The sequence below is a fragment of the Brevibacterium sp. LS14 genome, assembly GCF_012027885.1.
GTDB classification, from domain to species: domain Bacteria; phylum Actinomycetota; class Actinomycetes; order Actinomycetales; family Brevibacteriaceae; genus Brevibacterium; species Brevibacterium casei.
Map to the genome: position 1 here is coordinate 256,325 of NZ_SJXG01000060.1, position 13,568 is coordinate 269,892.

The 13,568-nt window shown below is 70.8% G+C and carries 14 protein-coding genes; all 14 read left to right on the forward strand.

All coding sequences use genetic code 11. The features are described 5' to 3' along the window. Positions 1-7: 7 nt before the first annotated feature. Genes gmk through EZE58_RS15695 form a run of 14 tightly spaced genes read left to right on the forward strand, consistent with a single transcriptional unit; the run spans position 8 to position 13,566 of the window. A complete protein-coding gene (gmk, locus tag EZE58_RS15630) occupies positions 8-571 on the forward strand; it encodes a guanylate kinase (protein ID WP_009377161.1) in 564 nt (187 codons plus the stop codon). Next, positions 572-919 (forward strand): DNA-directed RNA polymerase subunit omega, encoded by a 348-nt coding sequence (rpoZ, locus tag EZE58_RS15635; RefSeq protein ID WP_009377162.1) that lies wholly within the window; start codon positions 572-574, stop codon positions 917-919. Next, entirely contained in the window at positions 916-2,169 is a 1,254-nt protein-coding gene (gene coaBC / locus EZE58_RS15640) for a bifunctional phosphopantothenoylcysteine decarboxylase/phosphopantothenate--cysteine ligase CoaBC (RefSeq protein ID WP_009377163.1), read from the forward strand. The genes rpoZ and coaBC overlap by 4 nt, the downstream gene beginning before the upstream one ends. After that, entirely contained in the window at positions 2,166-3,368 is a 1,203-nt protein-coding gene (metK, locus tag EZE58_RS15645) for a methionine adenosyltransferase (protein WP_009377164.1), read from the forward strand. Before coaBC ends, metK begins: the two co-directional genes overlap by 4 nt. Positions 3,369-3,372: 4 nt before the next feature. After that, complete coding sequence (locus EZE58_RS15650; protein ID WP_167560891.1) at positions 3,373-5,505, forward strand: primosomal protein N'; 2,133 nt, start codon at positions 3,373-3,375, stop codon at positions 5,503-5,505. A gap of 30 nt (positions 5,506-5,535) precedes the next feature. Then, positions 5,536-6,483: a formyltransferase family protein gene (locus EZE58_RS15655; protein WP_131247730.1), complete on the forward strand. Its 948-nt coding sequence runs from the start codon at positions 5,536-5,538 to the stop codon at positions 6,481-6,483. Next, complete coding sequence (locus EZE58_RS15660) at positions 6,484-7,848, forward strand: transcription antitermination factor NusB (RefSeq protein WP_131247729.1); 1,365 nt, start codon at positions 6,484-6,486, stop codon at positions 7,846-7,848. Beyond that, positions 7,845-8,504, forward strand: coding sequence for a ribulose-phosphate 3-epimerase (rpe, locus tag EZE58_RS15665; RefSeq protein ID WP_167560893.1), 660 nt, complete (start codon positions 7,845-7,847; stop codon positions 8,502-8,504). Before EZE58_RS15660 ends, rpe begins: the two co-directional genes overlap by 4 nt. Positions 8,505-8,535: 31 nt before the next feature. Further along, positions 8,536-9,213 (forward strand): nicotinamide mononucleotide transporter family protein, encoded by a 678-nt coding sequence (locus EZE58_RS15670; protein ID WP_009377169.1) that lies wholly within the window; start codon positions 8,536-8,538, stop codon positions 9,211-9,213. A gap of 45 nt (positions 9,214-9,258) precedes the next feature. Beyond that, positions 9,259-9,522, forward strand: coding sequence for a phosphoribosyl-ATP diphosphatase (locus EZE58_RS15675; RefSeq protein ID WP_063250254.1), 264 nt, complete (start codon positions 9,259-9,261; stop codon positions 9,520-9,522). A gap of 29 nt (positions 9,523-9,551) precedes the next feature. Then, a complete protein-coding gene (gene hisG, locus EZE58_RS15680) occupies positions 9,552-10,391 on the forward strand; it encodes an ATP phosphoribosyltransferase (protein WP_009377171.1) in 840 nt (279 codons plus the stop codon). Beyond that, a complete protein-coding gene (locus EZE58_RS15685; RefSeq protein WP_131247725.1) occupies positions 10,372-10,839 on the forward strand; it encodes a PH domain-containing protein in 468 nt (155 codons plus the stop codon). The genes hisG and EZE58_RS15685 overlap by 20 nt, the downstream gene beginning before the upstream one ends. Further along, positions 10,836-12,059, forward strand: coding sequence for a CoA transferase (locus EZE58_RS15690; protein ID WP_131247723.1), 1,224 nt, complete (start codon positions 10,836-10,838; stop codon positions 12,057-12,059). Before EZE58_RS15685 ends, EZE58_RS15690 begins: the two co-directional genes overlap by 4 nt. A gap of 4 nt (positions 12,060-12,063) precedes the next feature. Then, positions 12,064-13,566 carry a carboxyl transferase domain-containing protein gene (locus EZE58_RS15695; RefSeq protein ID WP_144587544.1) on the forward strand — a complete coding sequence of 501 codons (1,503 nt, stop codon included), beginning with the start codon at positions 12,064-12,066 and terminating at the stop codon, positions 13,564-13,566. The last annotated feature ends 2 nt before the right edge of the window (positions 13,567-13,568 follow it).

A 13,568-nucleotide genomic window follows, 5' to 3' on the forward strand; every position in this document is an offset into this window, starting at 1 on the left:
CAGATCTGTGAACACTCGACTCACCGTGCTCGCGGGGCCCACAGCGGTCGGAAAAGGCACCATCAGCAGCTACATCAGACAGCACCACCCCGAGATCTGGTTCTCGGTCTCCGCGACCACACGGCCCCGCCGCCCCGGCGAGATCGACGGTGTCCACTATCACTTCGTCTCCGACGACGAGTTCGACGGACTCATCGCCCGCGACGAGATGCTCGAATACGCCGTCGTCCACGGTCGGCACCGCTACGGCACTCCCGCCGCCCCGGTGCGGAGCAGGCTCGAGGCAGGAGTGCCCTCGCTCCTCGAGATCGACCTCCAGGGCGCCAGGCAGGTCAAGGCGAAGATGCCCGACGCCCTCTTCGTCTTCCTCGCCCCGCCGACATGGGAGGAGCTCGTGTGCCGCCTCACCGGTCGCGGGACCGAGTCCGCCGAGGAGCAGGAGCGGCGCCTGACCACGGCGCGGGCCGAACTCGCCGCCGAATCCGAGTTCGACGTCACCATCGTCAACGACAGCGTTCGCACTGCGGCCGAAGAACTCATACAATTGATGGGTATATCCACACTCGATTAGATGGGACACTCCTTGCCTGCTCAGCCTGAAGGCATCACCAATCCGCCGATCGACGAACTCCTCTCCGTCACCGGCTCGAAGTACGAACTCGTCTCCATCGCGGCCCAGCGAGCGCGTCAGATCAACTCCTACTACGCCCAGCTGCAGGAGGGTCTGCTCGAGAACGTCGGCCCCCTGGTCACCCCCGGCCCGAACGAGAAGCCGCTGTCGATCTCGCTGCGCGAGATCAACGAGGGCAAGATCGTCTCCCGTGAGATCTCCGAATCCGACTTCGCCCCCGTCACGGTCGAGGAGACCGCAGAGACGAGCGTGAGCACCGACGGCGCGATCGACTTCAGCGACCAGTGAGAGTCGTCCTCGGAGTCGCCGGCGGGATCGCCGCGTACAAGGCCGCCCATGTCATCCGGCGCCTCCGAGAGATCGGGCACACCGTCACGGTCGTGCCCACCCCCAGCGCCCTGGAGTTCGTCGGCGCCCCGACCTTCGAGGCGCTCTCGGGCCGGCCGGTGACCACCGATGTCTTCGACTTCGTCGACCAGGTCAACCACGTCCGCATCGGCCAGGACGCCGACCTCGTCATCATCGCCCCGGCGACGGCGAACACGATTGCGAAGATCGCCGCCGGAATGGCCGACGACCTCCTCACCGCGACCGTGCTCACGACGACCGCCCCCGTCGTCGTCGCGCCCGCCATGCACACGGAGATGTGGCTCAACCCGGCGACCGTCGCGAACATCGCCACGCTGCGCTCGCGCGGAGTCCACATCCTCGAGCCCGCCGTCGGTCGGCTCACCGGCCCCGACTCCGGACCCGGGCGTCTGCCCGAACCGGAGGACATCGTCGCCTTCGCCCTCGCCGCGGTCGGATCCGATGAGCCCAGCGCCTCTGCACAGGGGGGAGCCCTGACCGGACGCCGGGTCGTCGTCAGCGCCGGCGGCACCCGGGAGGCCCTCGACCCCGTCCGCTTCCTCGGCAACCGCTCCTCGGGCAAGCAGGGCATCGCCCTGGCCCGCGCCGCGCATGCCGCCGGTGCGGAGGTCGAGCTCGTCGCCGCCCACGTCGACACGGGTCTGCTCAGCGACCTTCCCGCCGACATCTCCATCACCCCCATCGAGTCGACGCTCGACCTCCAGGAGGCCATGGAGACCGCGCAGGCCTCCGCCGACGTCATCATCATGGCCGCCGCGGTCGCCGACTACCGTCCCGCCGAGGTGGGGGAGTCGAAGCTGAAGAAGTCCGGCGACGAGGGCATGCGCATCGACCTCGTCCAGAACCCCGACGTCCTCGCCGGGCTCGTCGCCTCGCGCCGACCCGGCCAGTTCATCGTCGGCTTCGCCGCCGAGACCGGAGACGCCACCCACACCGCACACGAGTACGCGGTCGAGAAGTTCCGCCGCAAGGGAGCCGACCTCCTCGTCTTCAACGACGTCTCCGCCGACCGGGCCTTCGGCCACGACGTCACCGAGGTCGTCGTCCTCGCCGCCGACGGGGACGAGGTCGTCGACGCAGCGAGGCTCGCGGGCACGAAGGACGATGTTGCGCAAAAGGTCACAGCCGTCATCGCCGAACGCCTCACCCCAGTAGAATCGACGCCGTGAGTACATCCGAACTGCGCTACTTCTCCTCCGAATCCGTCACCGAAGGCCACCCCGACAAGATCTGCGACCAGATCAGCGACGCCGTCCTCGACGACCTCCTGGGCAAGGATCCCGATGCGAAGGTCGCCGTCGAGACGATGGTGACCACGGGACTCGTCCACGTCGCCGGCGAGGTCAACACCGACGCCTACGCCGACGTTGCCGGGATCGTCCGCAGCCTCATCACCGGCATCGGCTACGACTCCTCGGACACTGGTTTCGACGGACACTCGTGCGGCGTCTCGGTCTCGATCGGCAGCCAGTCGACGGACATCCACTCGGGGGTGACCAACCCGCTCGACTTCCGCGAGGCGCTCGAGACCGACCACGGCTCCTCCCTCGGCGCCGGCGACCAGGGGCTGATGTTCGGCTACGCCGACAACGCCACCGACGTCCTCATGCCGCTGCCCATCCACCTCGCCTCACGGATGGCCGAGAGGCTCAGCGAGGTCCGCAAGTCCGGTGAGCTCGACTACCTCCGCCCCGACGGGAAGACCCAGCTCACCCTCGGCTACGACGGCGACACCGCCGTCTCGCTCGAGAACATCGTCGTCTCCACCCAGCATGCCGCCGGGATCGACCAGGAACAGCTCAAGGCCGACATCCGCGCACTTGTCATCGACCCCATCGCCGATGCCTCGGGACTCGACCGGAGCGGCGAGAACGTCCACATCAACCCCGCCGGGCCCTTCGTCACCGGCGGGCCGATGGGTGATGCGGGACTGACGGGACGCAAGATCATCGTCGACACCTACGGCGGCTTCTCCCGCCACGGCGGCGGCGCGTTCTCCGGCAAGGATCCCTCGAAGGTCGACCGCTCCGCGGCCTACGCGATGCGCTGGGTGGCGAAGAACATCGTCGCCGCAGGACTCGCCGACCGCGCCGAGGTCCAGGTCTCCTACGCGATCGGGCGGGTCGACCCGATGGGCCTCTACGTCGAGACCTTCGGCACCGAGAAGGTCGACCCCGCAGCGATCACCCGGGCCATCCGCGAGGTCTTCGACCTGCGCCCCGCGATGATCATCCAGGAGCTCGACCTCCTCCGCCCGATCTACTCCCAGACCTCGACCTACGGTCACTTCGGCCGCGAGCTGCCCGACTTCACGTGGGAGCGCACGGACCGCGCGGACGACCTGCTCCGGGCCGTCTCGGCGAACTGAGTTCGTGGACGAACACCTCTTCTCCACCCCCACCACCGCGCTCGGCCAGGTCCCCGTCGCGGAGACTGATCCCGTCGCCCAGGTCCTCATCGACCATCCCGTCCCGCATCTCGCACGGACCTTCGACTACGCGGTGCCCGCCTCCCTCGCCGAGGCGGTCCGCCCCGGGGTGCGGGTGCGGGTGAAGTTCGCCGGGAAGCTGCGCGACGGATTCGTCCTCGCCAGGACGGCGACGAGCGACCACGTCGGACCGCTCGCCGTCATCGAACGGGTGACGAGTCCGATCACGGTGCTTTCGCCCGACCTCCTCGAACTCTGCGAAGCCGTGGCCACGCGGTACGCCGGCACCCTGCCCGACGTGCTGCGTCTCGCCATCCCGCCCCGGCACGCTCGGGCGGAGAAGGCGGTGCTGCGCGCACTCGAGCACGCCGACGAGGAGGGTCCTGTCGGCGCGGAGGCCGCCGACAAGGCCGCCGCCGGTAAGGATGCCGCCCGCACAGAGACCGACGCTGCCGGCACGGAGACCGACGCCGCCGACACAGAGACCGCCGACACCGCCCCGGAGTCCGGCACCGACAGCGTGCTCGCCGCCCTCGGCGCGTGGGTCGCCGAGAGCGGCGACGAGGACCACGGCACCGCGCCCGCCGGCTCCGACCGGGCGCGCCTCGCACTCACGCTCACGCCCGGCAGGCTGCCGGGACTCGGCTGGATCACGGCGGGACTCGAAGCGGCCCAGGCGGCGCTCGCGCAGGGCAGGTCCGTGCTCTGGCTCGTCCCCGACCATCGGGAGATCGCCGTGCTGTCTGCGGCCCTGCGCGCCGAGATCGATCGCGGGAGGCTCACCGAGTTCACCGAACTCCATGCCGACCAGTCGCCTGAGCAGCGGTGGACGGCATGGCTGACCGGGCTGCTCGGGGGCACCCGGCTGCTCATCGGCACGCGTGCCGCCGCCTTCGCCCCGATGGTCGACCTCGGCCTCATCATCTGCACCGACGACGCCGACCAGAGCTACCTCGACCAGCACGCTCCTTACCCGCACGCGCGTGAGGTGTGCCTGCTCCGGTCGAACCTCGAGGACACCGGTCTCCTCTTCGTTGCGTTCGATCGCAGCGCCGAGGTCGAACGCCTCGTCGAGATCGGATGGCTGAGCGATGTCAGCCCTGCGGCGAACGCGCGCCGAGCGGGCTCACCGCGCGTCCTCGTCCCCGACGAGGAACGCGACCCCTATGCGTGGCAGCGCATCCCCAGCCGCGCCTGGGAGATCATGCGCCAGGCGCTGCGGCCGCGCGGGGACGAGACCGCGGGACCCGTCCTCGTCCAGGTGCCGCGGGCCGGGTACTACCCGGTCTTCGCGTGCGCCCGCTGCCAGGAGACCGCGCGCTGTCCCGTCTGCGAGTCCCCGCTGTCCACCCAGTCCGAGGTCGGCCCCTTCGCGTGCCGGACGTGCGGCTACCACTCCGAGACGTTCACGTGCGGCCGCTGCCGCTCCCATGAGGTCCGCTCGATCGTGCGCGGCCGCACACGCACCGTCGAGGAGCTGCGCCGGGCGCTGCCGGGTGTCGAGATCGTCGAATCCGGGGGAGAGGACATCCCCATCGCCGTCGACTTCGCCCCCCGCGTCGTCGTCGCCACCACCGGAGCCGAACCCTATGCGATCGGCGGGTATGCGGCCGGGATCCTGCTCGACTCCCTGTGGCCGGGACCGTGGATGCGCGCAAGCGATGAGGGGGTGCGGCGGCGGATGCGGGCGGCGTCGCTGGTGCGCTCACGCACCGATGGGGGAGTCGTCTACCTCGGCGACACCGATGAGGTCATCCGTACGGCACTGACGACGTTCGACCCCGCGGTGACGATGGCGAGGGCCCTGCACGATCGACGCGAGCTCGGCTTCCCGCCGTATAGGCGCATCGTCGAACTCGCCGGGGCCGGCACGGACATCGACGCCGTGCTCGCAGACGTCGACGTCCTTGAGGAGCTCATCCGCGACGATGACGAGGACGGTCAGCGGGTCGTCGCCGCCTACCCCATCGCTGCCGGCCCGGCCGTCGGTGCGCGGCTGGCCGAGATCACCGCCGCACGCTCGGCGAAGAAGCTGCCGCAGGTGCGCGTGCGCATCGACGATCCCCGGTCCTTGTGAGGTGCCGGGCACGGCGTAGAATCGACTTCCGTGGATATCGTCTTCGCCGGCACCCCTGACGTCGCCGTCCCCGCCCTCGAGGCCCTCGTCGACTCCGAGCACACGGTGCGCGCGGTCCTCACCCGACCCGACGCCCCCGTCGGCCGCAAACGCATCCTCACCCCGTCCCCGGTCAAGGCCCGCGCGCTCGAGCTCGGTCTCGACGTCATCGAGGCCGACCGCCTCCGCGGGGAGGTCATCGCACGCCTGCGCTCCCTCGACGTCGATGCCGTCGCCGTCGTCGCCTTCGGGGCGATCGCCGGGCCCGCGGCACTGGCCACAGCCCGCCTCGGCTGGTTCAACCTCCACTTCTCCCTCCTTCCCTCCCACCGCGGGGCCGCGCCCGTCCAGCGCGCCCTCATCGCCGGGGAGGCCGTGAGCGGGGTGAGCGTCTTCCGCATCGACACGGGCATGGACACCGGTGACGTGCTGCGCACCCGCACCCTGCCGCTCGACCAGCCCGACGCCGCATCGGCGCTGGCCGCCTTCGCCGAGGCGGGCGCGCACGAACTCGTCGCGGCCGTCGACGACCTCGCGGCGGGGACTGCGACCTTCACCCCGCAGGCCGAGCTCATCGCCGGCGGGGCGCAGCCGAGCCATGCCGAGAAGATCACCGCCGCCGACGCCCGCCTCGACCTCAGCCGTCCCGTCGCCGAGGTCATCGCCCGCTCCCGCGGGGTCAGCCCCGCCCCCGGCCCGTGGGTCGAGATCGACGGGCGCCGGACGAAGCTCTTCGGCCTCACCCCCGCCCCCGCCGAGACCGCGCCGCCCGAGGCGGGACTGCTCCGCGCGGGGACGACCGGGGCCGTGCTCGGCGCCGGCGACGGCTGGGCAGGCGTGAGCGAGATCCAGCCCTTCGGCAAGGGTCGCATGCCCGCCGCCGACTACCTGCGCGGGCACGGCGAGGTCCGCATCGACACCGAACCCGAGGAGGCCTGAGTGGCCGTCAAGCCCAACCTGCCCCGCCGCCTCGCATGGGAGGTGCTCGTCGACGTCGCGACCGAGGACGCGTATGCGAACCTGCTCCTGCCCGCGAAGCTCGCACGCACGCACGTGAGCGGACAGGACGCCGCCTTCGCGACCGAACTCACGTACGGCACCCTGCGCGGGCAGGAGTTCTACGACGCCGTCATCGAGAAGGCGGCCGGCCGACCCGTGTCCGCGATCGACCCCGAACCGCTCGCCGCGATGCGGATGGGCGCCCACCAGGTGCTCGCGATGCGCGTGCCCGACCACGCAGCGGTCGCCGAGACCGTCGGGGTCGTCAAGCGCTCGGCCCCGCGCACGGCCGGATTCGTCAACGCCGTCCTCCGCCGGATCGCCGAAGCCGACCGTGGCACGTGGCTCGAGCGGGTCTCCGCGGGCCTGTCGGAGACCGGGCGCCGGGCGGTCGAGCACTCCCACCCCGAATGGGTCGTCCGCGCGCTCACCCAGGCGCTCAAGGGCCACGGCCGCGACGCCGCGGAGATCGACACGCTGCTCACCGCCGACAACGCCCCTGCCCAGGTCGCCGTCACCGCCCTGCCCGGACTCCTCGACCGGGCCGAGCTGCCCGGTGTCCCGACCCCGCTCTCACCCGTCGGCGTCCACCTCGACGACACCGTTCCCCGCGACGTGCCCGCGATCGCCGAGGGCCGCGCCCGCGTCCAGGACGAGGGCTCGGCGCTCGTCGCCCTCGCCCTGGCCCACGTCAGCGCCCCGGACGGTCCGTGGGCCGACCTCTGCGCCGGACCCGGTGGCAAGGCCGCTCTGCTCGCCGCGACCGCCCGAGCCGAGGGTGAGGTGCTCGCGGCCTTCGACTCGAGCCCGCACCGCGTCTCCCTCGTCGAGACCTCCACGCAGGCGCTGGAGAACGTCACCGTCGCCGTCGCCGACGCCAGGGACGCGACGGGACCGTACGCGAAGGTCCTCGTCGACGTCCCCTGCACGGGGCTCGGCGCGCTCCGCCGTCGCCCCGAAGCCCGCTATCGGCGCCGCCCCGAGGACGTCAACGCGCTGGCCGGGCTGCAGCGGGAGATCCTCACCGCAGCGCTCGATGCGTGCGCCCCGGGCGGCGTCGTCGCGTACTCGACGTGCTCGCCCCACTACGCCGAGACCGTCCTCGTCGTCGACGACGTTCTGCGTTCGCGCGGTGAGGCGGTCGAGGTCCTCGACGCCCCCGCCGTCCTCGCCGAGGTCACCGGCGCAGAGGCGGAGTCGTTCGCCTCGGTGGGCCGGGGCTCCGGAGGCTTCGCCCAACTCTGGCCCCACGTCCACGACACCGACGGAATGTTCCTGGCCCTGCTGCGAAAGGCACCCCTGTGATCGAGATCAACCCGAGCATCCTCTCCGCCGACTTCTCCGACCTCCGCGGGGAGCTGGAGAGGATCGCGACGGCCGACATGGCGCACATCGACGTCATGGACAACCACTTCGTGCCCAACCTCACGTTCGGCCCTCCCGTCGTCGAGCGGATCCACGAGGTCAGCCCGATCCCGCTCGACGCGCACCTCATGATCGACGACGCCGACCGGAATGCCCCCGTCTATGCGGAGATCGGGTGCGCCTCGGTGACCTTCCACGCCGAGGCGGCCGCCGCCCCCGTGCGCCTGGCCCGGGAGCTGCGCCGCCTCGGAGCGCGGGCGAGCCTCGCGCTCAAACCGGCGACCCCGATCGAACCGTACGTCGACCTCCTTGGCGAGTTCGACCAGATCCTCATCATGACCGTCGAACCCGGCTTCGGGGGGCAGAAGTTCCTCGACGTGTGCCTGCCGAAGATCCGCCGCACCCGGGAGGCGATCTCGGAGGCGAACCTCGAGATCCGCCTCCAGGTCGACGGCGGTGTCTCCGCCTCCACCGTCGAGCGCGTCGTCGACGCCGGGGCCGACGTCCTCGTCGCCGGCTCCGCGGTCTACGGCGCCGAGGACGCCGCGGCCGCGATCGCACAGCTGCGGACGCTCGCCGCCGCCCACGCCCACTAGCGACCGCACCGACGAGAGAACCGAGACGACGATGGAATTCCTCAGCTGGCTCAACACTCCGGCGTTCGAACTGCTCGGCAAGCCGGTGCCGTACTCCGACCTCTTCGGCAACATCTGCGCCCTCGCCACGGTCGTCCTCGCCCTGCGCCGGAACATCCTCTCCTGGCCGGTGCAGATCCTCGGCTCGATCCTCCTCTTCTCCGCCTCGATCTCCGCCGGGCTCGGCGGCAACGCCTCCCGCCAGGTCGTCATCATCGTCGCGGCGATCTGGGGGTGGACACAGTGGCGGAAGTCACAGGAGAACTCCGGTGAGGTCGTCGTCCGCTGGGCGACGTGGAAGGAGCGGGTCGGGATCATCGCGGCCCTCGTCATCGGCACCGCGGTCTTCGGCTGGATCCTCTCCGTGGGCGGATGGTCGTGGAACCCGTACCCCGACGCCTACATCTTCATCGGCTCCCTCGTCGCGATGTACGCCCAGGGCCGGGCGGTCGTCGAGTTCTGGTTCGTCTGGCTCGCCGTCGACCTCGTCGGCATCCCGCTCGCCGTGGCAGGCGGCCTCGTCTTCTCCGGCGCCGTCTACCTCATCTTCCTCGTCATGGTCATCCTCGGACTCATCGACTGGGCGAAGCGCTCGAAGCAGACGATCTCGGCGCCCCACCTCGGCGCGACCGACGTCACCCGCGGCCCCGAGGAGTCGTCCGGGACCTGAGACCCCGCGAGGGCGGGACGGCGGCTATGGTCTACCCTGGATCGGGTGAAGACCTTCGATTCTCTCTACGCCGAACTCCTCCAGAAGTCCCTCGACCGCCCCGCGGGGTCGAAGACCGTCGCCGAACTCGACGCCGGAGTCCATGCGATCGGCAAGAAGGTCGTCGAGGAGGCCGCCGAGGTGTGGATGGCCGCGGAGTACGAGTCGAAGGACGAACTCGCCGGGGAGATCTCACAGCTGCTCTACCATCTCCAGGTGCTCATGATCGCCAAGGACGTGAGCCTCGACGACGTCAACGCCCACCTGTGACCTCCCGTCCCACCTCCGCAAAGGACGCCATGCTGCGTGTAGCCGTGCCCAACAAGGGCATCCTCTCCGAAGCCGCCACCGACATGCTCAGCGAAGCCGGATACTCGACCCGCCGCGGGTCGAAGACCCTCGTCCACCGCGACGAGACCAACGGGGTCGAGTTCTTCTACCTCCGCCCCCGCGACATCGCCGTCTACGTCGGCTCCGGGATCCTCGACGCCGGCATCACCGGCCGTGACCTGCTCCTCGAGTCCCAGGCCCCCGCCGAGGAGGTCGTCGGCCTCGGCTTCGGCTCCTCCCGCTTCTTCTACGCCGGAGAGGCCGGACGCTTCTCCTCCGTCGACGAACTCGCCGGACTGCGGATCGCCACGAGCTTCCCGCACCTCGTCCAGTCCGACCTGAAGGCCCGCGGGATCGAGGCGACGACCGTGCAGCTCGACGGGGCCATCGAGGTCTCGATCCAACTCGGGGTCGCCGATGCCGTCGCCGACGTCGTCGAGACCGGCTCGACCCTGCGGGCAGCCGGCCTCGAGACCTTCGGCGAACCGCTGCTCGACTCCGAAGCCGTCCTCGTCCAGCGTGACGGAGCCGACTCCTCGGTCGAAGTGCTCCGCCGCCGCCTCGAATCGGTCATGGTCGCCCGGCAGTACGTCCTCGTCGACTACAACATCGAGGAGCGCCTCGTCCCCGAGGCGATCGCGCTCACCCCCGGCCTCGAATCGCCGACGGTCTCCCCGCTGCAGGAGACCGGCTGGGTGGCCGTGCGGGTCATGGTCGAGGCGAAGGACGTCAACAATGTCATGGACCGCCTCTACGCGGTCGGCGCGCGAGCGATTCTGGTGACGAGCATTGGCGCCTGCCGCATCTGAGTTCGCCGTCTTCCGACCACGCCAGGTGAGGGTCATCGGCATCGTCGGGGCGATCGCCCTGTTCGTCGGCTTCGCCGTCCTCTCGGTCGCTCTCTTCGTCGTCGACTGGCGGCCCTGGCACCTCATCGACATGGTGTGGATGAACCTGCTCGGCATCCTCTTCGGCGGAGCGCTGCTGCGCGTCGCCGACATCCAGGCCCGACCCGATCGCACCGGGGTGACGGTGCGCAACATCGTGCGCACGCGGCACGTGAAGTGGTCGGAGATCGTCGGGGTGACCTTCTCCCGCGTCGGCGACGACCCGTGGCCGATCCTCGACCTCGCCGACGGCTCGACGTGCGCGGTGATGGCGATCCAGCATGCCGACGGCCCCCGCGCACACGAGGAGGTCGCCCGACTGCGTATGCTCGTGACCAAGTGGACGAACTTCGAGGAGGACCAGCCATGACCGCGACAGAGACAGGGCCGCTGAGCGGCTGCACCGTCATCGACCTCTCCCGGGCGCTGGCCGGCCCGCATGCCGGGATGATGCTCGGCGACCTCGGCGCGCGCGTGATCAAGGTCGAGAACCCCGGTCGCGGCGACGACTCCCGCTCATGGGGTCCGCCCTTCGTCGGTCCCGACGACGATCCGCAGGCCACCTACTTCCTCTCGTGCAACCGCAACAAGGAGTCGATCGCCCTCGATCTCAAGTCCGAGACCGGAGCGGAGACCCTGCGCGCACTCATCGCCCGCGCCGACGTCCTCATCGAGAACTTCCGCACCGGCGTCCTCGAGCGTCTCGGCTTCTCCCCGGCCCAGTGCCTGGAGATCAACCCGCGGCTGATCATCCTCTCCATCACCGGGTTCGGCCACGACGGTCCCGAAGCCTCCCGCGCCGGATACGACCAGATCGCCCAGGGCGAGGCGGGACTGATGTCCCTGACCGGTTCGGGACCCGAGGACATGCAGCGCGTCGGCGTCCCGATCGCCGACCTCCTCGCCGGGATCTACGGCTCCTACGGTGTGCTCGCAGCCCTGCTCGAGCGCGAACGCACCGGCAGGGGCAAGATCGTGCGCACCTCGCTCATCGCCGGCATGGTCGGCGTCCACGCCTTCCAGGGCACCCGGACCACGGTGGCAGGCGAGACACCGCTGCCCGGCGGCAACCACCACCCCTCGCTCTCGCCGTACGGACTCTTCGCCTCGCGCGACGGCGCCGTGCAGATCTCCGTGGGCAACGAGAGCCTCTGGCAGAAGCTCTGCGCGGTCTTCGACATCGATCCCGCCACCCCGGGCATGGCCGACAATGCCGCACGGGTGGCCAACCGGCAGGCCGTCATCGACCTCATCGAGTCCCGTTTCTCAGAGTTCGACTCCGCCGACCTCCTCGAGCGGCTCAGCTCCGCCGGCATCCCGGCCGGCACCGTGCGCACCCTGCCCGAGGTCTACGAGTGGGAGCAGGCGCTCAGCCAGGGCCTCAAGATCTCCGTCGACCACCCCGTCCTCGGCGGCATCGACCTGCCCGGCCCGCCGCTGCGGTTCTTCGACTCCGTCGACGGCGCCGAGGTGGAGACGACGAAGACGAGCCACGACGCCCCGCCGCTGCTCGACGAGGACGCCGAGGCGATCGCCGCCTGGCTGACCGGCGACGCACCGGCGGAGCCCGGCACCGACCGGGAGGAGTGAGACCGTGGCACGTCTGAACGCGACCGAGCTCGTCGACATCGTCCTCGACGAGGGTTCCTTCGTCTCCTGGGACGAGCCACCGGTCACCCCCGCTGGGGGAGTCTCGGCCGACTATGCGGCCGAACTCGCCGCAGCACGCGAGAAGTCCGGGGTCGACGAGGCGATCATCACCGGTGAGGGGACGATCAACGGGCGCCGGGTCGCCGTCGTCGCCGGAGAGTTCCGGTTCCTCGCCGGGTCGATCGGCGTCGCCGCCGCCCAACGGCTCACCGACGCCATCGAACGCGCCACTCTCGAAGGGCTGCCCCTGCTCGCGGGCCCCGCCTCGGGCGGCACCCGCATGCAGGAGGGCACCGTCGCGTTCCTCTCGATGGTCAAGATCACCAACGCCGTGGTCGCCCACCGCCGGGCCGGCCTGCCCTACCTCGTCTACCTCCGGCACCCGACGACCGGGGGAGTCTTCGCCTCGTGGGGGTCGATGGGCCATGTCACCGTCGCCGAACCCGGTTCCCTCATCGGGTTCCTCGGACCGCGCGTGTTCGAGGCCCTCTACGGCGAACCGTTCCCCGAGAACGTCCAGACCGGGGAGAACCTCCACAAGCACGGGATCATCGACGCCGTCATCGGACCCGAACGGATCCACGCCACAGTCTCCCGCGTCCTCGACGTCCTCATGGGCGCCAAAGAGGTCCCGGCCCGCGTCCCCGACCCCGACACCCGCCCGGAGACCGTCGACCCGGACGCCGACGCGTGGCAGGCGATCACCCGCTCGCGCCGAGGCGATCGTCCCGGGGTCCGCGACCTGCTGCGGACCGCGGCGAACACCGTGCTGCCGCTCAACGGCACCGGTCAGGGAGAGAAGGATCCCGGCCTCCTGCTCGCGCTCGCGAAGTTCGGGTCCGCCCCGTGCATCGTCCTCGGCCAGGACCGCTTCCGCCAGGACTCCCGGGCCCCGCTCGGCCCGGCGGCGCTGCGCGAGGCCAGGCGCGGAATGAAGCTCGCCGCCGAACTCGACCTCCCGCTCGTCACCGTCATCGACACCCCCGGTGCCGCGCTCTCCCAGTCCGCCGAGGAGGGCGGCATCGCCGGAGAGATCGCCCGTTCGCTCGCCGACCTCGCCAACCTCGACGCGCCGACGGTCTCCCTCATCCTCGGCGAGGGCTCGGGCGGGGGCGCGCTCGCGCTCATCCCCGCCGACAGAGTGCTCAGCGCCGAGAACGGCTGGCTGTCCCCGCTCCCACCCGAGGGCGCCTCGGCGATCGTCCACCGCACGACCGAGTTCGCCCCGCAGATGGCGCAGAGTCAGGGCGTCCACGCCCCCAAGCTCCTCGAGACCGGCGTCGTCGATCGGATCATCGCCGAGCATCCCGATGCCGGCGACGAACCCCTCGACTTCGTCGCGCGGGTCGGCGACACCCTCGAGTACGAACTCATCGAACTCATGCGCGAACCCGCAGCCCGGAGACGGGCACGGCGGTTGGAGCGCTACCGGACACTGGGGATCTAGGA

Bases quoted from the DNA above. Each gene is read 5' to 3' on its own strand.
- rpoZ (WP_009377162.1), top strand. From the start codon at position 572: ATGGGACACTCCTTGCCTGCTCAGCCTGAAGGCATCACCAATCCGCCG.
- EZE58_RS15670 (WP_009377169.1), top strand. From the start codon at position 8,536: ATGGAATTCCTCAGCTGGCTCAACACTCCGGCGTTCGAACTGCTCGGC.
- hisG (WP_009377171.1), top strand. From the start codon at position 9,552: ATGCTGCGTGTAGCCGTGCCCAACAAGGGCATCCTCTCCGAAGCCGCC.
- EZE58_RS15690 (WP_131247723.1), top strand. From the start codon at position 10,836: ATGACCGCGACAGAGACAGGGCCGCTGAGCGGCTGCACCGTCATCGAC.